The sequence below is a fragment of the Streptomyces liliiviolaceus genome (assembly GCF_018070025.1).
Taxonomy (GTDB): Bacteria; Actinomycetota; Actinomycetes; order Streptomycetales; family Streptomycetaceae; genus Streptomyces; species Streptomyces liliiviolaceus.
The window spans coordinates 5,291,801-5,315,561 of sequence record NZ_JAGPYQ010000001.1 but is presented as its reverse complement, the minus strand read 5'-3'; the positions used below and the strand labels follow the sequence as shown (position 1 = coordinate 5,315,561).

Annotated in this window: 13 protein-coding genes; 6 read left to right on the top strand and 7 right to left on the bottom strand. The window is 71.9% G+C overall.

The window, feature by feature from the left end:
• Nucleotides 1–37: 37 nt before the first annotated feature.
• From J8N05_RS23125 to J8N05_RS23110, 4 genes are all read left to right on the top strand, one after another.
• Nucleotides 38–922: a creatininase family protein gene (locus tag J8N05_RS23125; RefSeq protein ID WP_210885473.1), complete on the top strand. Its 885-nt coding sequence runs from the start codon at nucleotides 38–40 to the stop codon at nucleotides 920–922.
• Entirely contained in the window at nucleotides 919–1,551 is a 633-nt protein-coding gene (locus J8N05_RS23120) for a cyclase family protein (RefSeq protein ID WP_247706417.1), read from the top strand. Before J8N05_RS23125 ends, J8N05_RS23120 begins: the two co-directional genes overlap by 4 nt.
• Nucleotides 1,552–1,553: 2 nt before the next feature.
• Complete coding sequence (locus tag J8N05_RS23115; RefSeq protein WP_210885472.1) at nucleotides 1,554–3,065, top strand: gamma-glutamyltransferase; 1,512 nt, start codon at nucleotides 1,554–1,556, stop codon at nucleotides 3,063–3,065.
• Between the two features lie 160 nt (nucleotides 3,066–3,225).
• On the top strand, nucleotides 3,226–4,818 hold the full coding sequence (locus J8N05_RS23110) for a discoidin domain-containing protein (protein WP_210885471.1): 1,593 nt from the start codon (nucleotides 3,226–3,228) through the stop codon (nucleotides 4,816–4,818).
• Between the two features lie 125 nt (nucleotides 4,819–4,943).
• Here the strand turns inward: J8N05_RS23110 and J8N05_RS23105 are convergent, their stop codons facing one another.
• The 6 genes from J8N05_RS23105 to J8N05_RS23080 all read right to left on the bottom strand — a co-directional run bounded on the left by J8N05_RS23105 (nucleotide 4,944) and on the right by J8N05_RS23080 (nucleotide 21,968).
• Nucleotides 4,944–5,822 carry a TauD/TfdA dioxygenase family protein gene (locus J8N05_RS23105; RefSeq protein ID WP_210885470.1) on the bottom strand — a complete coding sequence of 293 codons (879 nt, stop codon included), beginning with the start codon at nucleotides 5,820–5,822 and terminating at the stop codon, nucleotides 4,944–4,946.
• 88 nt (nucleotides 5,823–5,910) lie between these two features.
• Entirely contained in the window at nucleotides 5,911–15,333 is a 9,423-nt protein-coding gene (locus J8N05_RS23100) for a non-ribosomal peptide synthetase (RefSeq protein WP_210885468.1), read from the bottom strand.
• The gene (locus J8N05_RS23095) at nucleotides 15,333–15,767 is read right to left on the bottom strand and encodes a hypothetical protein (protein WP_210885467.1); all 435 of its coding nucleotides are present in this window, start codon (nucleotides 15,765–15,767) and stop codon (nucleotides 15,333–15,335) included. The genes J8N05_RS23100 and J8N05_RS23095 overlap by 1 nt, the downstream gene beginning before the upstream one ends.
• A 732-nt stretch (nucleotides 15,768–16,499) precedes the next feature.
• The gene (locus tag J8N05_RS23090) at nucleotides 16,500–20,072 is read right to left on the bottom strand and encodes a substrate-binding domain-containing protein (protein WP_210885466.1); all 3,573 of its coding nucleotides are present in this window, start codon (nucleotides 20,070–20,072) and stop codon (nucleotides 16,500–16,502) included.
• Nucleotides 20,073–20,240: 168 nt separating this feature from the next.
• Nucleotides 20,241–21,212, bottom strand: a complete 972-nt coding sequence (locus J8N05_RS23085) for a pectate lyase family protein (RefSeq protein WP_210885465.1) — start codon at nucleotides 21,210–21,212, stop codon at nucleotides 20,241–20,243.
• Between the two features lie 231 nt (nucleotides 21,213–21,443).
• Nucleotides 21,444–21,968, bottom strand: a complete 525-nt coding sequence (locus tag J8N05_RS23080; RefSeq protein ID WP_247706416.1) for an NUDIX domain-containing protein — start codon at nucleotides 21,966–21,968, stop codon at nucleotides 21,444–21,446.
• Nucleotides 21,969–22,198: 230 nt separating this feature from the next.
• On the opposite strand from J8N05_RS23080, the gene J8N05_RS23075 reads away from it, so the two are divergent.
• Together J8N05_RS23075 and J8N05_RS23070 are read left to right on the top strand one after the other, a co-directional pair.
• Nucleotides 22,199–22,555 (top strand): PRC-barrel domain-containing protein, encoded by a 357-nt coding sequence (locus J8N05_RS23075; protein ID WP_210890320.1) that lies wholly within the window; start codon nucleotides 22,199–22,201, stop codon nucleotides 22,553–22,555.
• 41 nt (nucleotides 22,556–22,596) lie between these two features.
• Nucleotides 22,597–22,767: a hypothetical protein gene (locus J8N05_RS23070; RefSeq protein ID WP_210885464.1), complete on the top strand. Its 171-nt coding sequence runs from the start codon at nucleotides 22,597–22,599 to the stop codon at nucleotides 22,765–22,767.
• A gap of 30 nt (nucleotides 22,768–22,797) precedes the next feature.
• Here the strand turns inward: J8N05_RS23070 and J8N05_RS23065 are convergent, their stop codons facing one another.
• The gene (locus tag J8N05_RS23065; protein ID WP_210885463.1) at nucleotides 22,798–23,595 is read right to left on the bottom strand and encodes a bestrophin-like domain; all 798 of its coding nucleotides are present in this window, start codon (nucleotides 23,593–23,595) and stop codon (nucleotides 22,798–22,800) included.
• Nucleotides 23,596–23,761: the final 166 nt, after the last annotated feature.

Here is a 23,761-nt window from a genome sequence, read left to right as displayed (position 1 = left end):
CGAGGCCGCGAAGAAGCGCGAAGAAGAGGGAAGCACCATGACAGCAGCCGTCCCCGGGGCCGACAGCCGGCCCGTCCCCACCGGCCTCGACGTTCCGGCCCTCGCCGACGAACTCGGCGGCTCCGGACTCCCGGTGCGATGGGAGGAACTGACCTGGCAGCAGGCAGAGTCCACCGCCGCCGCACGGAACGCCGTGATCATCCCCGTCGGCGCCACCGAACAGCACGGCCCGCACCTGCCGTTGGCCGTCGACACCCTCATCTGCCGTGCCGTCGCCGACGGCGTCTCGGCACTCACCGGCGTACCGGTCGTGCCCCCGCTCAGCTTCGGCGTCTCCGCCTCCCACGGCGACTTCGGCGGCACGGTCGCGCTCCGCCCCGAGACGATGATCGCCGTCGTCGAGGACGTCATCGACTCCCTGTACGCCTCCGGAGTACGGCAGTTCATCCTGCTCAACGGCCACATCTGGAACAACGGCGCGCTCGACGTGTCCGCGGAGAAGCTGAGGGTGCGCCACCGCGACGCCCGGGTACGGGCCCTGGGTTACGTGACGATGTACCCCGGACCCGAGGTGAACGGGCACGTCCAGTACGGGCGGGCGCTGATGCACGCCAACTTCTTCGAGACCTCGGTCATGCTCCACCTCCACCCCGAACTCGTGCACATGGAGAAGGCCACCTCGCACATCGACGTGGACTCCTTCTGGGACTACCGGATGGACCAGGTCAGCGAGACCGGGGTCTGGGGCCGTGACGTGGGAGACGCCGACGCGAAGCACGGCGGCGAGGAGTTCGACCGCTGCGTGCTCACCACCGCCCGGGCCGTGTCGGCCGCCGTGGGCGAACCGTGGCCCGACCCGACCCACCGTCCCGGCCCGACCCACGGCCCTGCCCGCGTCCCGCACCCTGGAGCCACCGCGTGAAGATCTACGACATCACCCTGCCCATCCACCCCGAGATGCTGCACTGGGGGCGCAAGCCCGAGGTCGAGATCGTCGAGTCCCTTTCCCACGGCGACGCCTCCAACGTCACGAGGTGGCGGCTCGGCGCCCACACCGGCACCCACGTCGACGCCCCCGCCCACTTCCGCGACGGCGCCACCCCGATCGACGAGGTGTCCCTGTACTCGCTGGTCGGACCGGCCCTCGTCATCGACCTGACTCATGTCGAGGGTGACGTGGAACCGCACCACCTGGAGGAGGGCGGGGCGGCCGGGCACACCCGGATCCTGCTCAAGACCTCCAACTCCGCGGGCCCCCTCAAGGAGACCGAGCGGGCGCCGCAGTGGGTGGGCCTCTCCCCGAAGGCGGCCGACTGGCTGATCGAGCACGACGTCGAACTCATCGGCATCGACTACCTGACCATCGAGAGCCATCACCGCACCGACACCTGGGACGTCCACCACTCCCTGTTGGGGGCGGGTGTCCTCATCCTGGAGAACGCGGACCTCGACCAGGTGCCCGGCGGTACCTACGACCTGACGTGCCTGCCCACGAAACTGGTCGGCGCCGACGGTTCCTTCGCCCGCGCCATCCTCACCACCCGGGACTGACCGTGGCCACGATCGCGATCGCCGCGCCCCATCCCGCCGCCGTCGAGGCGGCCCGCCAAGTGACCGCCGAGGGCGGCGGGTTGATCGATGCCGCGCTCGCCGCCGCGGCGGCACTCACGGTGGCGTACCCGCACCAGTGCTCCATCGGCGGCGACCTCGTCGCCCTGGTGCGCGACGGCGTACGCGGCACGGTCCGTTCGGTGCTCTCGGCGGGAGCCGCGGCGGCGGCCACCGACCCGGCACGGCTGCGGGCGGCGGGGGACCGGATGCCGCCCGGCGGCCCGCTCACGGTGACGGTCCCCGGAGTGGTCGCCGGCTGGGCGGAACTCGCCCGTCTCGGGGCGCGCCTGCCGCTCGCCCGGAGTCTCGCGCCGGCCGTCGCCCTGGCCGACGGCGGTGTCCCGGTGAGCGAGGGCCTGGCCCGGGCGATCCGCAACCGCCTCGACGTCGTACGGGCCGACGCGGGCCTTTCGGCGCTGCTGCTGGACAAGACGGGTGACCCGCTGCCCGTCGGAGCCACCCTGCTCCAGCCGGCCCTCGCCGCGACCCTGCGGGAACTCTCCGACGACTGGCGGCACTTCTACACCGGGCCGACCGCCCGGCGCCTGGTGGCGGGCCTGCGCGAACGCGGCAGCCTCCTGGACGCGACGGACTTCGCCGACCACCGGGCCGAGAACACCGCCCCGCTGAGCGCGGCCGACAACGCGATCGGCGTCACCTGGTGGGTGGCCCCGCCTCCCAGCCAGGGAGCTTCCCTCCTCGCCGTACTGGGACACGGGACGGACCCGTTGACGGCGGCCCGGCAGGCGGAACTGAGCCGGGACGCGCTGCTCGGCGACCCCCGCTCGGGAACGGTGGACCTCGAAGGGCTGCTGCTGCGCGCGGAGCGTGACGTCACGGCGCTGCCCGCCGGACCCCGACCGGCCGGGGACACGGTCGCCGTCACCGCCGTCGACGACGAGGGCAACGCCGTGTCCCTGATCCAGAGCGTGTTCCAGAGTTTCGGATCCGGCATCGCCGACCCGGCCACCGGCATCGTGCTCCACAACCGCGGCTCGGCGTTCAGCCTGGACCCGGCGCACCCCGGGGCGCTGCGGCCCGGGGCACGGCCCCCGCACACCCTGTGCCCGGCGCTCGCCACCGCCCCGGGCCGTGTGGTGTCCCTGGGCTGCCAGGGCGGCAGGGCCCAGGCCTGGATCCTGTCCCAGGTGGCCGAGGACCTGCTCGACGCCCCGTCCCCGGACGCCGTGCTGGCCCGCCCTCGATGGGTCATCGGCTCCCGCGACCTGAACCGCCCGCACCCCACCCTCGTCCTGGAACCCGGCACCCCGGACACCGACCGGCTGACCGCCACCGCACACCGCCTGGGCCTGGAGGTGTCCGTGACACAGGGCCCGCACGACGAGGCGGGCCACGTCCAGACGGCCCGCCTGCGAGACGGCGAACCCGACGCGGCAACGGACCCCAGAGCGGACGGCACGACGGCCGTGATCGTCGGCCTTGGGGCTGGATGAGACGACGGTCGTCTGCACGTCGTCTGTACACAGCGAGCACGCAACTGCCTTGCGGTAAAGGCCCGTTGTCAGTGGTGGCCGTTAGTCTCCGGGACGACATGGAGCACTGGACCGGTCGCCCGGCCGTGTGCGGTGCAGTGGACGCTCGTGAGGAAACGCAATGGACCTTGTCTTCGCCGATTTCGCCACCCGGCCCGCCAAGCTGGCGAACGCCGTCGTTCGCCAAGACCGCTGTGCGGTCGCCCCGACCTATGTGGTGGTGGCGTCCGGCGGTCACCTCGCCGTGGACTTCATGGTGCCGGACGGGGAGGAGATCGCCGAGGCCGAGCTGCGGATGTCGGTGATCGGCGTCGCCGCGCCCCTCGACGCGCAGGTGAACGGGGAGCCGGTGGCCAAGGGCTTCCTGCTTCCTGGAGCCGAAGGGCCCGACACCGTACGGGAGTTCGTGCTGACCGTGCCCGGCACGGCGCTGCGGCCGGGTGCCAACGTCCTGGCGATACGCAACGCGGCCGCCGACGAGGACGGGGGCGAGGGCGACGGCGTGATACGGCTGCGGACCCTCACGGTGGACTCCGCCGCACACGACGGCCGGGCACTGCGTAAGTCCGGGCACGGGGCAGGCGAACGCTCCGGGTGGGTCTTCGCCACCGAGCGGCGCCGCCTGGGAGCCTCCGCCTGGCAGCCGGGAGCGGATCTGCGTCTCCAGCTCGACCGGAGCGAGACCCGCGACGAGGCGGGCGAGCGGGAACCCGTCACCCGGCTCGCGTGGCGCGGGACCACGGGAGCGGAGTCCTCCGTGGCGTTCCGCACGGATCTGTCAGGGTTCCACGGCCACTTCAGGGACGCCGACGGCTCCCTCGGTGAACTGCGCGGCACCCTCACCGGCCCGCTGCCCCAGGGCGGGCGCGGCGCCGGTGCCGCCCCGCAGCATTTCACCACCGAGGAGGAGCACGACGGCGTGTGGAGCCCGGCCGGCCGACTGCGGCTGCTGCTCGACGACGGCGGCGTCCCGGTGGACCGCGTGACGTGGAGCGACCGCGCCGGCGCGGCCACCTCGCTCTCTCTGCTCCTCCCGGTCGTAGCGGGACGGCCCACGGCCCCCGGCGAGCGGCGCGACGTCACCGAGCTGGTCACGCAGGTGTGGGCCAGCGACGAGTTCACGGACTTCGGCGAGGTCGCGGAGAACCTGCTGAAGTCGGGCGGCAAGTGGCTCGCCCACGAGCAGGACCCCGAGCTGAGCTTCACCTTCGACCTGCCCGTCGCCGTGAGCGCCTACAGCCTGACCTCCGCCAACGACGTCCCCGAACGGGACCCGGCGGAATGGGTGCTGGAGGGTTCCTCCGACGGCCGGTCCTGGACGCCGCTGGACTCCCGCGAGGGCGAGGTCTTTCGCGGGCGCTACCAGTGCAAGGAGTTCACGCTCGCCCGCTCCGAGGCCTGTCGGTACTACCGCCTGCGGATCATCGACAACCACGGCGCGGACGAGACCCAGTTGCTCGATGTGCGCTTCTTCGACGGGGGTGCCGAGGCCGCGGCTCCCGGCGTCAGCGACTTCGTCGGGTACCGCCAGAGCGCGGACGCGGAGCCCGTGGGCTACCGCGGGACGAGGATCCCCGCTCCCGCCACCGGGGCCGAGGGGCAAGGAGGCGACGAGCCCGGGGAACTGCTCGCCGCGGACTTCTCGGACACCGCCCGGAACCTCCAGGACGCCGCGCGCCTGCTGGAACAGCTGACCCGGTACCTGCGCCCCTGACCCCTCGACGAGGACAGGGACACAGACAGGCGGGCCCGCCCCGGCAGTGCGGGGGCGGGCCCGGCCGTATCGCCTGGGGCCATGTCGGTGAGCGGGCCTCTGGTCCGATCAGGGCCGCGGCCGGATCATGCCTGGGGTCGGGTCCCGTCGATCGCGACGCGCTGCCCGTAGCGGGAGTACGGGAAGTAGTCCCAGGTGGCGTGGTGCTGGACACAGCGGTTGTCCCAGAACACCAGGGTGTTGGCCTCCCAGCGCACCCGGCAGTGCAGCAGGTTCGTACGGGCGACGTGGTCGTACAGCATCTCCAGGACGGCCTTGCTCTCGCCCGCGGCCAGCTGTGTGATGTTTGAGGTGTACGGCCCGTTCACGAACAGGATCTTGCGGCCGGTGTCGGGGTGGCGCACCACGACCGGGTGCTCGTTGCGCGGCACGTCGTACTCCGCCGGGGGAAGCTGCCCCAGCGTGAGCCAAGGGCGGGCACCGTCGTGCACGGCGGTCAGTCCGTCCAGGAACGTCTTCATCGCCGGGGACAGCATGTCGTAGGCGAGGTGCATGTTGGCGAAGAGGGTGTCGCCGCCGCTGCCGATCTCCGGCACCTCGGTCACATAGAGCATCGAGCCGAGTGAGGGCTCGTCGTCGGCTGTCCCGTCGGCGTGCCAGCCGTTGCCGACGACGACCTTGGAATCCTTGTTGGCACTGACCTTCAGGATGTACGGGTCGCCCCCTTCCTCGGGAAGGGAGTCCAGGTGCAGCGGCCCGAACAGGGCGGCGAACCGCTTGTGATCCTCAGGGGTGAGGTGCTGGTCGCGGAAGACGAGGACGTGGTGGGTCAGGAAGGCCGTCCGGATGTCCTTCTGCTGGACCGGAGTCAGTTCCTCGGAGAGGTCGAGGCCGGAGATCTCCGCACCGAGAAGCGGCGTCAGCGGGTCGACGGTGAAGCTTTCGTAGGTCTCACGGGGTGCCGTCGTGATGCGGGCGATGGCGTCCAGGGTGAACTGATCCATGGTGTCTCCGATGTTCCGATGTGAGGGGCGGCAGGCAGAGGGACGAAGGAGGGGCGGGGGACGGTCGGCGGCGGCCGTCGGCCGTGGCTCACCGGTCGGCGTCGATCACGCGGGCTATGTCCTGTACGTGGCGTCCGGTGACGATCTCGTAGTGCGTGGCCTGTACGTGGTGCACCTGGGTGGGACGGGGGAGCAGCGCCGCCCATTCCTCGGCGGCCGTCGGCGCGGGCGGGGCGAGGAGCAGATCGGGCGTGATCTCGGTGGCCAGCCACAGGGCGCTGGGCGTGCGGGTCAGACGGGGCGCGGTGTGGGCGGTCATCGCGGAGATGTTGGCCCGGCAGCAGTGGGCGAGCCGTTCGGCGTACGACGCCCCTGTCGACCCTCTCGCTTCAGCCGTCCCTGCCGTCCCCGCCGTCAGGGACGCCGACTGGGCCTTGTTGCCTTGCAGTTCCTGCTCGAAGACGGCACGCAGAGCATCTTCATCGAAGCTGTCCGGGCTGTCCGGGCTGTTCTGGCTGTCCTGAGTTCCTGGTTGCGGCGCGGGCGGATCCAGCAGGTACAGCCGCTCGACAGGCCGGCCCGCCGCTTCGGCGCTCGCGGCCATGGAGTGGGCGACCAGCGCGCCGAACGACCAGCCCGCGAGCCGCAGTCGGGTCCGCGCATCGGGGAAACGGGCGCGCAGCGCGGCGAGGTAGCGGTCCGCCCGCTCGGCGACCGTCCAGTGCGGCAGGCCGGGATCGTGCAGAGCGGGATCGGGGACGAGGCAGACCGTGGTGCGCGCGTCCAGGGCGGAGACCAGCGGCCGATAGGCCTGGATGTCGCCGCCGACCGGGTGGATCACGCACAGGACGTCCTGGTCGTCGCCGGTCTGCCAGGTCTCGACGGTCACCGGGTCGTCGGTGGGCTCCTCCGCCCGCGCGGGTCGGCCGAGGCGGGCGAGGAGATCGTCGACGCTCACCTGATGGCTGAGATGCGAGAGCTCGATGTCGACCCCGTACAGCCGCTTCACCTCGGAGAGCAGGTCGAGCAGGGTGAGGGAGTCAGCGCCCAGGTCGTACAGGGACGCTGCCGGGTCAAGCGTGTCCGTGCCGAGCAACTCCCGTGCTGCCTCGATGAGTTCGGCGGCGTCGGGTGACGTTGTCTGCGCCCCGGCCGGTTCTCGGGCGACCTCGTCGGCGGTCCGTGCCTCGGGCTCGTAGAAGTACCGGGAGGCCTCCAGTGGCGTACTGGACACGAGCAGGTGCGGCAGCTGGAGTTCCAGGGCGTCGGCGAAGACGCGCAGTCCCTCGGCGGTCGACAGTCCCGTCCGCAGATGTGCCTGGTGGCGTGCGTCGGTGCCGAGCGAGTCGAGGGCCATGCCGGCGTCCCGCCACACGTCCCAGCCGATGCTGAGGCGTACGGTCGCCGACGAGTCCGCGCCGCCGTGGTGGGCGAAGGCGTCGAGCACCCCGTTGGCGGCCGCGTAGTCGAACTGGCCGACTCCGCCGAACAGCGCCGACAGCGACGAGCAGTAGACGGCGTAACGCGGTCCGTGGCGGGCGATCAGCCGCTCGGTGAGCAGGACGGCGTTCAGTTTCGCCCGGTCGGCGTCGCGCATGGTCTCGCTGTCGCGGCGGATCAGGAGGGCGCCGGACGCGCTGCCCGCGGCATGCACGATGCCGTGGAGGCGGCCGGTGTGGGGTGCGAGCCGTTCCAGGACGTCGTCGAGCGGCTCCTCGGCGAGATCGGCCGCCACGAGGGTGACACGGTCGGACCAGCGGGCGAGGGCGGACGGCAGGTGGGGGCGGCGCGCGAGCAGTACGACCCGCCCGCCGGTGTGTTCGAGCAGCCAGGTGGCGATGCCGGTACCGATGCCACCGGTGCCGCCGAGGACGAGGTGTTCGCCGTCGCCCTCCATGAGCCCTGCGCCGCCCATGAGCCCGGCGGAGTGGGCGAGCGGGCGCGGTACGGACCGGGCGACCGGCCGCCACCAGTAGCCCTGGCGCAGGGCGATACGACGCTCCGGGGCGGCTCCCAGGGAGGCTCCCGGGACGGCCCCCGCGGTCGTGTCCGTGGTTGTGTCCGCGAGGACGACCGGCAGCAGATGGGCCCAGTCGGCCGGGTCGGCGCCCGGCAGGTCGATCCAGCGGGTGTCCAGGCCGAGTTCCTGGCGAGGCACCTCCACCGCAGCGGCCAGCAGGCCCAGTTCGGGGCGTGACACCTCGCCCGTCACCGGTTGCGCACTGTGGGACAGCCACCACAGGCGCGGACGTGCGCCGGGCGGCAGGCTCGCCACCGCCTGGCAGAGGGCGGCCGTCTGGTCGAGGCAGACGCGCCGAGCGTCCTCCAACGTACCTTCGCCGACCGGCCCTTCGACACGGAGAGGCAGCGTGTGCAGCCACTCGAATCCCTCGGGCGCGTCGTGTCCGACGTCCTTGAGCAGCCGGGCCAGCGAGGCGGGATCGGCGGGATCGACCTCGTACCGGTCGCCGCCGGACCGCACGTACGCGGTACCGGTCGTGACGTGGACGACGCGGCTGTGCGCGGAGTGCAGTGCCTTCCAGTCGACCGGCGTCGAGGTGCCGTCGGTGACGACCACGACCGGGCGCCCCGACAGCGAGCCGGTGTACGGGACGGCCCGTCGCAGCCGCGCCCACTCGGTCTGGTGCAGCCACTCGCCCTCCGGCATCCGTACCGGTGGCGTGGTGGCGGCGGGGTCGGCTGCCGTGACGGGCTGCGCGGGTTGCCGGGCGGCGCGCGGGAAGTCGTGGTCGGTGAGGGCGAAGGCGGGGGGCGGGAAGTCCCAGGGCGGGGGAGCGGAGTGAGCGCCCTGCCGCAGGTTCCCGCTCGCGTCGTCCGACGCGGCCGGCCCCTGCTCCAGTTCCATGACCTCGCCCGCCGCACCCGCAGCCCCCGTCGCGGGCTCCGAGCCGTCCGCGACCCTCCGCAGCCACGCCACGGCCGTCTCCGCGTCCGGGCAGTCGGCCGTGACCAGGTGCGTCCGCGTCGGGCGACCGCCCGACAGATGGCGCAGGACCTGGTCGTACGTCTGCGGAGCGGCGGCCAGATGGTCGGCGATGCGCCGGGCGTCCGTACGCAGTGACTGCTCGCTGCTGCCGGACAGCACCAGGCGGCCGGTGTGGGCGCTCCGGCCGGTGCCCTTCGGCGTCCGCGCCGATACGGGGGGCGCGTGCTGCTCAAGGATCAGATGGGCGTTGGTGCCGCCGATGCCGAAACTGCTGACGGCGGCCACACGCGGACGCCCCGCCGGCCAGGGCCGCGCGCTCGTCGGGATGTGGAAGGGGCCCGGGTCGGCGCCGATCTCCGGGTTGAGGCGCCGGAAGTCGACGTTCGGCGGGATCACCCCGTGGTGGACGGCGAGTGCCGCGCGCACCAGGCCGACGACGCCCGCGGCGGCGCCGAGGTGACCGATCTGGCTCTTCACGGACGACAGGGCGACCGAGGCGGAGTCGGGCAGGTCGAGGGCCTGCCGCAGCGCGCCGACCTCCACGGGGTCGCCCAGCCGGGTCCCGGTGCCGTGCGCCTCGACGTATCCGATGTCGGTGGCCGGGCGGCCACTGCGGCGCAGCGCGGTCCGGATGACCTCCCGCTGCCCGGAGACGGACGGCGCGCTGTAACCGAGCTTCGAGGCGCCGTCGTTGTTGAGGGCGGACCCGGTGACGACCGCGTACACGGTGTCGCCGTCGCGCTCGGCGAGGCTCAGCGGTTTGAGGACCACGACACCGACGCCACTCGCGCCGACGGTGCCCGCGGCGTCGTCGCTGAAGGGCCGGCAGTGGCCGTCGGGCGAGAAGATGTGCTGCGGCCGGTAGGTGTACCCGTCCGTCAGCAGCGTGTCGACCAGCACTCCGCCGGCCAGCATGACGTCGGCCTCGCCCTGCCGCAGCAGCCCGGCCGCGAGGTGCACCCCCACGAGGGAGCTGGCACAGGCCGCCTGGACCGTGAAGGCGGGGCCGGTCAGGTTCAGGTGGTACGCGGCCTTCGTGGCGAGGAAGTCCTTGTCGTGGTGGAGGGCCAGGCGGAAGCCGTCCGGGAGGGCGGCGGGGTCGGCCTCCCGGTGCATGGACTGGAAGTACGTGTTCTCGCCGCATCCCGCTATCAGGCCGACGCGGCCGGCGGCGGGGTCGGCGATGCCCGCGTGGGCGAGCGCTTCGACGCAGCTCATCAGCAGGTGCCGCTGCTGCGGGTCCATCAGCCGTGCTTCCTGCGGGCTGATGCCGAAGTGCTGGGGGTCGAAGGCCAGCAGACCGTCCATCTGGCTGCGGGCGCCGACACGTCCCTCGGCGGCCGGGAAGTGTTCGATGCCGCGCTCTGCGGACTCGACCATCCGCCAGAACGACGCCAGGTCGGGGGCGCCGGGCAGCCGTACGGCCATCCCGATGACGGCGATCGGCTCGTCCGCGCCGCCGTTCCGTTCGACCGGGACAGTAGCTGTAGCCGTAGCCGTGGTCCTGGTGGTGGCGCCGGCCGGAGCCGGGGCCGACGTGTCGAGGAACCGGCTCAGGCCGCGTACGGTGACGTGCTCGAAGAGGTCCGCGACCGTGAAGGTCAGGCCCAGCTCGACACCGCACCGCAACTGGAAACGCATCAGGTCCAGGCTGCCCGCGCCCGCGTCGAAGAACCGCTGGTCCGGCAGCACCCTCTTGCCCGTCACCGTGGCGAACAGCTCGCACAGCCGGGTCTCCAGCGTGGACACGACGGATTCCGTGGCCCCCGGCCCCGTCGCCGCCCCACTCCTCAGCTCACGCCCCTGCGTGGCGACCGCGCGGCGGTCGAGCTTGCCGCTCGGCGTGCGCGGCAGCGTCTCGACCCTGCGGAACGTGCGGATACGGGCGAAGGGCGGCAACTGCCCGGCGAGATGGGCGTCGAGTTGGTCCAGCTCCGGGTCGTCGCCGCGGCACTGCAGCAGCGCCACGAGGGAATCCCCGTCGAGGGACACCAGGGCACCGACGACCGACGGGTGCCGAAGCAGCGCGGCCTCCAGCTGCCCCAGCTCCAGCCGGTGACCGCTGATCTTGACCTGGTCGTCGTCCCTGCCGTCGAAGTGCAGCAGCCCGTCGGCGTCGAAGTGCGCCAGGTCGCCGCTGCGGTAGAACGTGCCGTGGCCTGGCAGTTCGGTGAACCTGGAGCGGTTGAGCTCCGCGTCGCCGAGGTAGCAGGGCGAGGCCATCGGGCCCCCGATGAGCAGCCTGCCGACAGCCCCGGGCGGGAGCGGTTCGCCGCTGTCGTCGGTCACGCGCAGCACCGCGTTGGCCACCGGGTGCCCGATGGCCGGGCGGGTGGGCCACAGCATCGGGTCGCCTTCGAGGCACAGACCGCTGACGACATGGGTCTCCGTGGGCCCGTAGTGGTTGAACAGCCGGGCGTCCGTCAGACCGGCGAACCAGTCGCGGACGGCGTCGGTGCACATCAGCTGCTCGCCCGCGGTGACCACCTCTCGCAGCCGAGACGGGAAACGCCCCAGGTGCACGGCGTGCTCGGCCAGCAGTTGCAGTGCCACGAAGGGCAGGAACAACCGCTCGACACCGGCCTGTTCCAACTGGTCGAGCAGGGCGGGCAGGTCCTGCCGCCACTCGGGGCGCACGAGGTGCAGGCGTCCGCCCGAGCACAGCGTCGTGAAGATCTCCTGGAAGGAGACGTCGAAGGACAGCATCGAGAACTGCTGGGTGACCGCGGCCCCGCCGAGGCCACCCGATTCGGTCTGCCAGTGCAGCAGGTTGCACAGGGTCAGGTCCGGTACGTCGACACCCTTGGGCACACCGGTCGAGCCGGAGGTGAACAGCGTGTAGAGCGGTCTCAGGCCCGCGTGGGGGGCCGGTCGCGGCGCGGCCGGATCGGTGGCGGCCAGATCGATCGGATGCCGTGGCAGCTCCGGCGGCGCGATCTCGGCCACGCCCTCCTCCGCACCGACCGCGGTCAGAATGCACAAGGGGTCGGCGTCGTGCAGGACCCGGCGCAGCAGCGCGGGCGGGTAGGCGGGATCGAGCGGTACGACGGTCAGGTTGAGCTGGGCGGCGGCGAGGAGTGCCACGATGTGCTCGGCCGACGGTGTGAGATGCAGCGCGACCCGGGCGGGCGCCCCGGGATCGGACGGCAGCGGAAGCCGGTTCGCCAACTCGGCTGCCAACGCCCGTGCGTGCGCGTCCAGTTGCGTGTACGTGAGCGTGCGGTCGCCCGTGGTCAGGGCCGGCGCGTGCGGAGTCCGCCGTACCTGCGCGGCGAAGCCCTCTGCCACGGTCGTGAACGCGGGAGTGCTTCGCGCCCCTCGTCCAGGATCGGGGAGCGTACGCCGGTAGGGAGCGACGACGGCTGCCAACGTCGGCTCGTCCTGACCCTGGCTCCAGTCCTCGTCCTCGTCCGCGGCGGTGAGCAGGTCGATCGCCCGTACGAAGAGTCGATGGGCGGACGCCACCACGTCGGCGTCGAAGCGCCCGGCCGCGTACTCCCACAGGCAGTCCAAGCCGAAGTCCTGCTCGACGACGGACAGCGTCAGCGCGCACTTGGTGTCGATGGGCTGCGGCCAGACGGGACGCACCCGGCAGTCCGGCAAGGACAGCGCGCCGAAGTCGGTGTTCTCCAGGACGAACATGAAGTCGAAGAGCGGGCCGCCGCCGCCGAAGTCGTGGTCGGTCAGCACATCGGCGAGCGTCACGTCCTGCCGGTCCAGGATCTGCTGGACCTCGACGGCCTGCCGACCGAGCTGTCGGCGCAGGTCCTCACCTGGCTGGAGCCGCAACGGCAGCAGCACGGTGTTGGCGAACATGCCGACGGTGGAGGCGAATTCACCGACCGGTCGGCCCGAGACGGGGCTCGCCACCAGTGGCCGTGTCTGGCCCGTCACGCCGTACAGGCTCCAGGAGAAGGCGGCCAGCAGGAGTTGGAAACGGGTGAGTCCGAGTTCCGCCCCGAGCCGGTCGAGCCGGGAGCGCTGGACGAGGTCGAGGGACGCGGTCAGCAGCCGGGCCCCGGTGTCGGCGGTGTTCGCGGCGGCGGGTGGGAGCGGGGACGGCTCCGCAGTCGCGTAGTGGCGGCGCAGCGCCGACCGTTGCTCGTCGTAGGAGGGCTCCAGGTGCCAACGCCGCTGCCACAGGGCGAAATCGAGCGGGGTGTGACGGGACCTTTCCTCCTCGCCGTGACCGGCTTCTTCGAGCCCGGCCGCTTGGGCGGTGAAGGCGGTGAGGTCGCGGAAGAGGACGTTGAGGGACCAGCCGTCGACGGCGATGTGATGCAGGTGGAGCAGGAGGACCGCACCGTCGAGGGTGCGCAGCAGGCCCGCCCGGAGCATCCGCGCCTCGGCGAGATCGAAGGGTGTGGCGAAGAACCGCCGAGCCGTCGGCTCCCAGCCCTCACCGTCGAGGACGTCGGCCGGCTCCCAGGGGTCGAAGGGGTCGCCGACCTCCTGGAGCAGCCCCTCCGCGGTGGACCGGAAAGCCGTACGCAGGGCGGGGTGTTCGGCGACGAGACGGGTGAGCGCGGCGCGCAGGGCGTCCTCGTCGACGGTGCCCTGCAGATGGAAGGCGAGCGGGACGTCGTAGGCGCGACCGTGCGGGTCGCTCCGGTCGAGGAGCCACAGGCGCTGCTGCTCGGAGGTGGCCTGTGCGGAACGGTGTCCGCTCGGGTCGGGCACCGACGGGTGCGGCGGCGACTGGTCCGCGCCGGGGGAGCCGGAGACCTCGGTTCGGGAGGTGACGGCCTCGGTCAGCGCGGCGAAGTCCTCCCGCAGGACGACCGACTGCGGCACCTCGACGTTCCAGCGGCGCCGGATCCCGAACCGCAGACGCAACGCCTTGAGCGAGTCACCTCCGTTGGGGATCCACCGGTCGTCCGGCCGAAGCCCCGTCACCCCCAGCACGTTCCCGGCCATCTCCAGCACCTCGCGCTGTGCGTCCGTCACCTCGACGACCGCGCCGACGGTACGGCGCCACGCCGGCGTCGTGGAGCCCAGCAGCGCGGCATCGTCGACCTTGCCGTTGGCGTTGCGCGGCAGGGCGTCCACGAGATGGGTGCGGTGCGGGCGCATGTACGGGGGCAGGGCGGCCGTCAGATGGCGTTCGTACTCCTCGTACGTCAGCTCGGCGCCCAGTACCAGGTAGGCCAGCAGTTCATGGGCGCCGTCCACGTCGTGCCGGGTGCAGACCCGGGCCTGCCGGACGGCGGGGTGTGCGCCGAGCCGCTGCTCGACCTCCCCGGGCTCGATGCGGAAGCCGCGTACCTTCACCTGGCGGTCCGCCCGCCCGACGAAGGTGACCAGCCCCGTGGCGTCGCGGCGTGCGAGGTCGCCGGTGCGGTACCAGACGGCGCGGCCCGCGTCGTGCCACGGCAGCGGGGCGAAGCGCTGGGCCGTCTCCTCGGGCAGGTTGCGGTAGCCCGTCGCCAACCCGGCCCCGGACAGCAGCAGTTCACCGATCTCATCGGTCTCCGCGACCCGTGAGCCGTCGGCGACCAGCAGCGCGTCCGTCCCGGGCACGGGCCGGCCCACGGGAACGGTGTCCCCGTCGAAGTCGCGGGGCACGGGGTGGTGCAGCGCGAAGGTCGAGGACTCGGTGGGTCCGTAGGCGTTGACGAGGCACGTCGTGGTGCCGGGGTTGTCCCGGTACCAGCGTGTGACGCGGGTGGCGTTGAGCTGTTCGCCGCCGATCAGGACGTGGGCGACGGTGTCGAAGCAGTGCGGCACGCTGTCGGTGACGGCGTTGAACAGGGCCGCGGTCACGAAGAGCGCGTCGATCCGCTCGTGCCGCAGGGTCTCGGCGAGCAGCTGCGGGTTCTGGACCTGCTCGTCGCTCAGGACGACACAGGTCCCGCCGGTCAGCAGCGGTACCCAGACCTCGTAACTCAGGGCGTCGAAGGCCGGGTTGGAGATGCTGGCGTACCGTGCGCCCGCGGTGGGGGAGAGGAAACCGGGGTCGGCCAGACGCATGATTCCGGCGTCCTTGACCTCGACTCCCTTGGGGCGGCCCGTGGTGCCCGAGGTATAGAAGAGGAACGAGGTGGCCGCGTCCGTGGCGGGGGTGACCTCGTCGAAGGGCGACCCCGCGTTCTCTCGGGGGAGATCGCCGAGGAGGTCACCGACGTCCAGCAGGAAGCCGTCCGGCAGTGGGCCGGGGCCGTCCCCGGGCGCCCCGCTCGTCGCCTCGTCCGTGCCGTCCTGGACCAGGGCCACGGCGGCCGAGTCGTCGAGGATGTGGCGGCGGCGCTCGGCGGGGCTCTGCGCGTCGAGCGGAACCACGGTGGCCCCGGCACGGCGGATACCGAGCATCACGCACACCAACTGCCAGGACCGCGGCAGGCGGACCGCGACGGCCTGCCCCGGGCGGACTCCGCGGGCTCGCAGGGCGCGCACCACACGCAGGGAGGCCCGGTCGAGGCCCGCGTAGTCGAGACGGTGATCCCCGTCGAGCACGGCGAGGGCGCCGGGGGTCAGCCGCGCCTGGCCGAGTACGGCCTCGACCAGCAGCGGACCGGACACGGCGGAATCGGGCGCGGCGGAATCGGAGGCGGCGGAGCCGGACATCACGCCTCCTCGGCGACGACGGACACGGTGGCGGGTGCGGTCGACGGCGTGGCGCCGGGCGCGACGGAGAGCGCGGCCAGTTCGGCGCCGAGCACGGCCGCCACCTCGTTGTGCCGCCGACCTGCCATGGGAGTGCCCACGACCACGGCGGTACGGCCGCTGAGCCGGGACATCAGCAGCGACCGGCCGGTCAGGACGGAGCCGAACAGCGTGCGTCCGTGCTGTCGTGCCAACGCCCGCAGGCCGGAGGTGAGGGGCTCGTTGTACGCCTCGTTCCCGGCCGGGAGCTGGGCGAGGAACCGCAGGCGCTGCTGGGTGAAGGAGGCCGGGGCGAGGGTGGCGGGCGCCGAGGGCTCGCGCCGTGGGGAGTCGGCGGGGTGCTGGCGGGGAGACGGGACCTGGGGGGTGTACGGAGCCTGGGGGGTGTCATGCACGGACAAGGCTTGGTCTTCCCGTCGTCAGGGTTACTGGTTCCGAGAGTCACGCTGGGAGTTCGGCCGCCCGTGCGGCGGGCCGCCGAGGCTGCTCTACGTCCGGTTGCCGGGCGGAGCTGCGGAGTCGGGGCGGGCGGCGGATCGGTGTCTCATGGAGGTGGGGGGCGATACGACGGAGGGGTGCATGCGGAGAGCGAGAACAATGAGGGGAGTCCGCGAGGTCCGGTGATTCGGCAATTCATAGCGACAACGTTGCCAGCCGATAACGACGACAGGTTCATGCCTTCGTCGAGCGGCATTCTGCCCACCAGCTTTCTTGCTCACGGCGCCCCACGGGTGCGGAGACGTCGTCCGACTGATGTACCGATTGGGAACACCTGGACGCACGGTGATAATTGATCAGCGGACCAGAGCCTGTCAACGGTCTCCGGGCGGGTGGAACCGAACGCCCGGAAACATACCTATGCGACCGGTTTTTCGGGAAGTGGGGGCGTTCTGACATGCAAAGATCGCCCTGTTTCGGTGGGTGTTCAAGACACGCACCACAAGCCCGACGAGAAGTCGACGACCGGCCCGACGGGCAAGAAACGTCCGCCGCCGAATAAACAAGCAAGGGTCGTTCTTTAATGAGACTTGACGGACCGTGAGCGCTTGCTTCCGCAATATCCGCCGAGGATTCGACGGTGTTTCAACGCCGGTCGAGCACAAGCCGAGCGCGGCCTGCGCGCCGGTTCAGCGGCGGGCCGGGCCGGCGGACACGTCCCGTACTCCCTCTCCGGAGGCGGTCTTTTCGCGGTAGTGGTGCGGGGCCGCGCCCGTGACCCGGCGGAACACCCGGCTGAAGTACGCGCGGTCACGGAAACCCACGGCCCGGGCGACGCTCTGCACACTGTCGTCGCTCGACCGCAGACGCTCCGCCGCCCGCCGGATCCGCAGCCGGGTCAGGTACTCCCACACCGTCAGGCCGTACCGCTGCTGGAACAGCTTGCCGAGGTGGTCGGGGCTGACACCGGCGGCCTGCGCGACCTGCCAGCGGGAGATCGGACGCCGCCAGTGCTCGTAGAGGAAGACCAGTGCCTCGTCGAGGACGTCCTTGGTGCGCGGCGGCAACCGGGAGCCGTGGGCGGCCAGTTCGCGTACGAGCGCGGCGGCCTCCTGAGGTGCGAACACGTCCATGTCCAGCATGAGCAGCGCCGGGTGCTGACGACCGCGCCGGGCGTCCGCCGCCGTCATGCCCTCGTGGTCGGCGATGACGACAGGGCACAGGGCCCGGCCCGAGCCGTCGTGCAGCCGGTCCACCACGTCCAGCGCCTGGAGGTCGGGCAGCGCGCGCTCCAGCACCACCAGCCGTGGTGTCTCCTCCGCGACCAGCGCCAGCAGCGTCGTCGCGTCGGTGGAGACCCGCGCCGGATGGTCGGGCAGCGCCGACTCGGCCAGCCGCCGCAACGCCTCCCGGGACTCCTGCGAGCCGCCCGCTACGATCACCGGCTCGGCGAAACCGTTGGGCCGCAGAGCGCGCAGGGACTGCGGCAGATCGGTGCCGTCGGCCCCGAACAGCACGAACGGCGTGTGCCGCAGCGCCGGATGGTCGTGCAGCCGCTGCACCGCCCGCCACTCCTGCGGCCGGTCGGGCAGCGCGTCCCACACGACGGCTCCGGGCGTACGCCGCGCCACCGACGGCATGGGATCGTGCGCGGTGTCGGGCCTGCACACCTCCAGACCGTGCCGGGCGGCGTGCGCGCTGATGTCCGCGCCGAGTTCGCCGGGAGTGACGACGAGCAGCGGGGCGTCCCCGGCGGCGGCCAGATGCGCCTGTCCGTCGGGAGAGGGCAGGGCCAGCTCCAGTACGTACTGGGCCCGGTCCGTCGTGTCGGAGACGGTCAGCGCCCCGCCGTGCATCATGGCCAGCCGCCGGGCCGTGGTCACCCCCACGTCCAGGAGCTGGCCGGGCCGCGCGATCGGCGTACGGGCGTCCGGCACGTCGACCGTGATCCGTACGCCCGCCGGGCCGAGGGCGGCCGCCACCCGGGGCGGCGCGTTCTTCGCGCGGGCAGCCGCCGAGATCAGCACGTTGTGCAGGATCTGCTGGAACCGCGTCTCGTCCACCCACACCGAGGGCAGCCGCTCGGGCAGGTCGAGCCGCCACGCGGGGCCCGCGGGCAGCGCCGAGGCCGCCGCAGCGCACGCCCGCGCGAGGACGGGCAGCGGGTCCATGAGCCGCCTGTCCAGGAGGAGGTCACCGGCCTCCGACCGGGCCAGGTCCAGGAGGTTCTCCATGAGGTGCAGCACGCGCGCGGCGTCCCGCCGGACCTCCAGGAGGGCCGCCGCGGGGTCACCGGACCGGTGCAGCATGGCCTCCACCGGAGTGCGCAGTTCGTCGCCGACATGGGTCAGCAGCCGCGTCTGGAACCTGCTCGCCTGCTCCGCGGCGTCCCGTGCCCGCCGCACCTCGTCGAAGAGCCCGATGCCCTTCAGCGCGGCACTGATCTGATCGCCCAGTTCCCGGTACAGGGCTCCGTCGGCCCCGTCGTGGTACGCCGCCCGGGCCGAGGTGGCCTCGAACACCGCCACACCCAGATGCTCCTCGCCGATGTGCAGCGGTTCGAGGACCAGCGTGAAGCGGTCCTCGCCGGGCAGCAGCGAGTCGGGAAGCAGCAGGGCGGGGGAGAACGCGGGACTGCCGAGCGGCCCGGCGGGACCGGATTCCCGGCCCGCGCCCCGGGCCGCCTCCGCACGGGCGAGCAGGGGCCGCGCCATGCCCAGCGCCGCCGGACCGGAGGCGTCGGCGTCGCGCTCGTACAGCACGATTCGGCAGTGCGGGACGCCCGACTGGCCCAGATGGCGCTCCAGTACGTCCGAAAGCCCCTCCAGGTCCACGACCGTGGTCAGCGCGGTCCCGAACTCCCGCAGCCTGCGCGCGCGTTGGGTCCCCGACCAGCGCTCGTACTCAAGGAGGGCGCGCGACCGTTCCGCGACGACGAGCCGGGCCTGCCCGAACAGGACCTCACCGGCCCGGCGCAGCGGGTCGGGCAGTGTGTCGACGACACCGCGGCGGGCGCTCTCCAGCGCCTGGTGCCAGCGGTCGACCTCGGCCTGCGTACCCGCGTTGCTGTGCAGCAGCCGCTCGACGAGAGAGAGGAAACTCCCGGGCCGGGCACCGCCGTTCACCGTGTCCCGGCTGCCGCCGCCGGTGCCCACCGGCGGGTACGGATCGCTGTCGGCGCGGGCGAGTTCGGCGCGGAAGGCCGCGGCCAGCCGGGCGCCGCCGGACGGCAGGACGCCGTCCACCGCGTCCCAGCCCGCGGGCCGCCGCGTGGCGGCCGGCGCCGGGGCGACGAGCGGGGGCTGGTACGACGTCGGGTAGGGGCAGCCGCAGGAGCGGCGCGGCACCAGCGTGGCCGGGATGGTGGTGCGATCGGGCGGGCGCGTGCCGCGCAGCCGGGCGACGAGGGTGTCCACGGCGAGTGCGCCCAACTCCTCGAAGGGTAAAGCCACGGAGGTCAGCGGCGGGTCGCCGAGGCGGGCTTCGGGGGAGTCGTTGAAGCCGACCACGGCCACGTCCTCCGGTACCCGGATGCCGCGTTCGGTGAGATGGCGCAGCGCCCCGGCGGCGAGGACGTCGCTGCAGGCGAGCACCACGTCGAAGTCGACGCCTGGCGTCAGGCCGCGGGCCTCCAGCAGCACCTGCATCGCCGAGGCGCCGGCCGCCGCGGCGAAGTCGACGGCCGCGCCCACGTGTTCGTTGCGGATGCCGTGGTGGCGCAACGCGTCGACGCACGCGCGGTAGCGCTCCTCGGAGACCGGGTTGGCGAGCGGGCCATGGATGCAGGCGGGCCGTCTGCGGCCGTGCTGGACGAGATGTCCGACCAGTTTGCGCATGCCCGCGTGGGAATCGATCGACAGCACGTCGGTCTGGTCGCTGAGCGGCTGATTGAGACTGATCAGCGGCAGATGGGCGATGCGGCGCAGCAGACGGCGGGCTCGGGGTCCGGCCGAGGGCAGCCCCAGGGTCGAACTCCAGCAGACGACACCGTCGAGCCGGGCCGGGCCGACGAGTTCGTACAACTCGCTGCGGGCCACGTCACCGTGCCGCAGGTTCCCGCCGGGGAAGCAGATCAGATTGACGTCGTTGCGTTCGGCGGCGGCGCGGGCCCCGGACCAGAGCGTCGCCCCCACCCCCAGATGGATGTTGGCGGTGAGCAGCCCGACGGTCAGGGGCCGGTTCGCCCCGGGCGGAGGGCCACCCACGGCGTACTGCCCGCTGTACGGCCCGGTGTGTGGCCCGGTGTGCGGACCGGGGTCCATCGGCGCCCCCTTGCTAGGCCTCCGCCGGAAGCCCTGTAGGCCCGCTGGGTCCTGGGCAACGTAGGGGAGGCGGCAGCGCGGGGCAAGACCGGTGACGCGTCGGTCACCGGTCCTGCCCCGTGCCGTGTGGTGCTGTGCGGAGGTTCTGGTGCGGTGCGGGAAGCCGGATCAGATCTTGCCGACACCCGCGCCGGCGGTCACGGTCGCCTTGACGGTGGAGGCGGACTGCGCGGTGTAGCTGTACGGGATCGACGCCACGGAGCCACCGGTCTGGCCGGAGCCCGAGTTCACGAAGTAGTTGTTCTTGGCCACGAGCGAGCCCGCGTCGGAGGAACCCTCACCGAGGTGGTAGGGGTCGTCGGTGTTCTCGAAGTAGTTGCCCTCGACGAGGACGCCCGCGTTCTCGGTGGACGCCACACCGTAGGAGCCGACGTTGCTGAAGTAGTTGTTCAGCACGTGGACCGGGTTGCCGAACCGGACGCGCGGGTTGCGCTGGTTGGTGCCGTCGAACCAGTTGTGGTCGTACGTCACCTTCAGCTTGCCCGTGTCCTCACTGGAGTTGTCGTCCGAGTGACCGAGCAGCATGTTCTTGTCCTGGTTGTGCGTGCGGTTCCAGGACACCGAGATGTTCGTCGAGGACCGCTTGATGTCGACGGCCCCGTCGTACGCGCCGGAGATGTCGTTGTGGTCGATGTGGACCTTCGTCGAGTACTGGACGTTGATGGCGTCGTCGTTGGACCCGGTGAACGTGAGGTTCTGGATGATCACGTTGCTCACGCTCGCGATGTTCAGCCCGCTGCCGGTGATCTTCCCCGCCGTGCCGACGCCGACGACGGTCTTGTTCGACGCGACCTTCGTCATCTCCGTCAGCGCGATGGTGCCGTTGACGCGGACGATCTGGGTCGCGCTGCTCTGCACAGCGGTCTTGAAGGCGGAGGCGGTGGTGACGGTCACCGTGCTGCCGCCGGCGCCACCGGTGGTGCCGGCTCCGAAGCCGATGGGCGCGGCGGCAGCGGCGACCGCCGGCTCCAGCTGGGTCGCGGTGGAACTGCTCGCCGTATTGGCTCCGATGACAGCCAGTGCGACGGCACTCGCGGCCGCGGCTCCGGTCAGGGTGAACCGTGCGCTCGTCCTGCGCATGTGGATCTCCGTCCGTGGGGTTTTGGAGAAGTGACGTGCCAGTGCGGGTGCTGTGCCGGGGCCGCGCGGTCGGCTCGCTGTGAGACTAGAGCGACGGATGTGGACAATGACGTGCCGTGTGTGGACTATTGCGTGCTGCTCACGCGTGCGGCGTCATGGGGTGGCGGGGCGGTCGGGCGCGGTGGGGCCGCGGGGCGAGCCGCGGGTACGCGCTTCCGAGCCGCCGCTTCGTCAGAGACCCGGTCGGCGGGCGCTCAGCCGGACGGCACACTGCCGCATACGCAGACGATCATCGGCGAACCATCCCTGCCATGGCTCGTCGAGCCGGTGCCAGACGGCCGGCTGACCTCCCTCGGGCGTCAACGGCGTCAGCCGATCGACTACTGCCACATAGGAGATGCCCGCGGTGGCCGACCAGTCGGGGTGATACGACCGCACCGTGGCTGCCGCGGGCACGGCCTGCAGTTCCGCCCGTACTCCGGTCTCCTCGAACAGCTCCCGACGAGCGGCTTCCCGCGGCGTCTCCCCGGGATCCACCTTGCCGCCCGGCGGCACCCATCCGCGCCAACGGTGCCGCACCAGCAGCACACGGGTCAGAGCGCGGTCGAACACCCACACCTCGGCCGCGAGCGGAGCACCGAAGGCCGCCCCGGGCCGGACCAGCCACTCCGACACACCGTCGTCCCCGTCCGAAGCCATCCGCGCATCGCGCACGGCAGCCGCGAGAACACGCGCCTCGATAGGTCGTCCTGTCACCCACGGGAGGGTACGGCGGGCCACTGACAGTCGTGGTGGACCAGCACCAGCACCGGCAGCCGTCCCGGCAGCCGTACAGGCCGCGTCGCTGTCCGTGCAGGTGTGCTGCGCACTCCGTGACCGTCCAAGCGCCGCTCAAGCGCTCGTATCCCGGTCGGGTCGCTGTGGTGTCAGGGGCGGTAGTGGGGGAACTCGTCGCAGATGAGTGGCTCAGGAGGCGCAGTATGAGCATGATCCATGCGGCTGATGTGCGGGAGTGGCGCAATCGCGATGTCGTCGACCTCAAGGGGCACAAGATCGGCGTACTCGAATCGATCTATGTGAACACCGCCACCGACGAGTCGGCCATGGCGACGGTCCGTGTCGGGTTGCCCACTCGGCAGCGGCTGGCGTTCGTCCCGCTCGACGACGCGGTCCTCGGACCCGACTACGTGAGGGTCGCCTACGCCAAGGCCTTGGTGAAGAAAGCACCCTCGGTGGGCATGGACGACATCCTCCCCGCCGAGGAAGAGGAAGCGATCTTCCAGCACTACGACATGGCCTACCAGACGGGCGCGAACGGAGAGAGGCAACTCGCGCGTCGTTGATTCCCTGCTCAGTACGAAGCACTCAGTCTGAAGGTTCTGCCATGGCTCTCTTCCTGTTCCTCGTCCTCGTCGCGGTCGTGCTCGGAATCATCGGGGTGGCCGCGGAGGGACTGGGCTACCTGCTGGCGATCGGCATCGTGGTCCTCGTGGCGGCCCTGGCCCTCACGGCTGTGCGCTGGTCCCGGCGCTCCAGCCACCGTCCCATCCGCTGACGGCCGTCCGTCGCGCCCCTTGGCGGTGCGTCAGGCCGCGCGCCGATCGCCCTTGTCCCCGCAGGGCAGATCGGCGGCCTCGTGGTTGGCGAGGAAGTCGCGGGTGGCCTGTCGTTCGATCTCCGCGATGGCGGTGGGTTCGACGTCGATGATGCCGCCGAAGGGCCGGTCGACGTCGCGGATGATGCACAGCGTCGTCGTCAGGAGCGCGGTGATGACGGTGAGGACGACGAGCTGACCGCGGTTGTTCCTGCGGGGTAGGCAGACGGCGAGGGTGACGATGGTGAGCGTGAGGGTGGCGAGCAGGAACCAGAAAATGGCGCTGGGGATGCTGGGGGTGGCCTGGGTGAGGCGTTCCGCACGTTCGTCGGAGCGCTTGTTGTCGGCGCCGATCAGCATGCCGAAGACCGGCTTGCCCTCCAGATCACGGAAGGACCGGCGCAGGTCGGTCGACCACACGCTGGGCTCCGCGGCCCCCTTGCCGTCGGCCATGGCGGGCCATTCATAGGCGCGTACGGCCCGTGCGTAGCAGATGGTGTCCGCCTGGACCCGTTGCCGCTCCGCCGCAGGCGTGTAGTCGGCGATCTCGGCGAGCTGGTCCAGCGCGCGTGCCTCGCCCCGCGCGGCGACTTCGGCCTTGCCGTGGGATCCGGAGGCGGTGACCAGTACGAAGGCCAGCAGCAGGACGGTCAGCGTCAGCAGCGGTCCGACGAGGTCTTTGACGGCCATGCCGGCGTCGTCGTCGCTCATCAGGCGGGGGCGTAGGTACCGGTTCGCCGCGAGCCCTGCCAGCAGGGCCACTGCGGCGACGACGATGACGAGGATCATGGCAACTCCTGGGCAGGCCGATGACTCTCACCGTCGCGAGAACCGCGGTGATCATGACCTGACCGGGCAGTGCCCAAAAGCGCGGAAACGTTCGTCCTCCTCGAACGAGCGAACCATTTGCGCCACAAAGCCCCCGGCTCGTCCGCTCGCCCGTACACACTCCCGC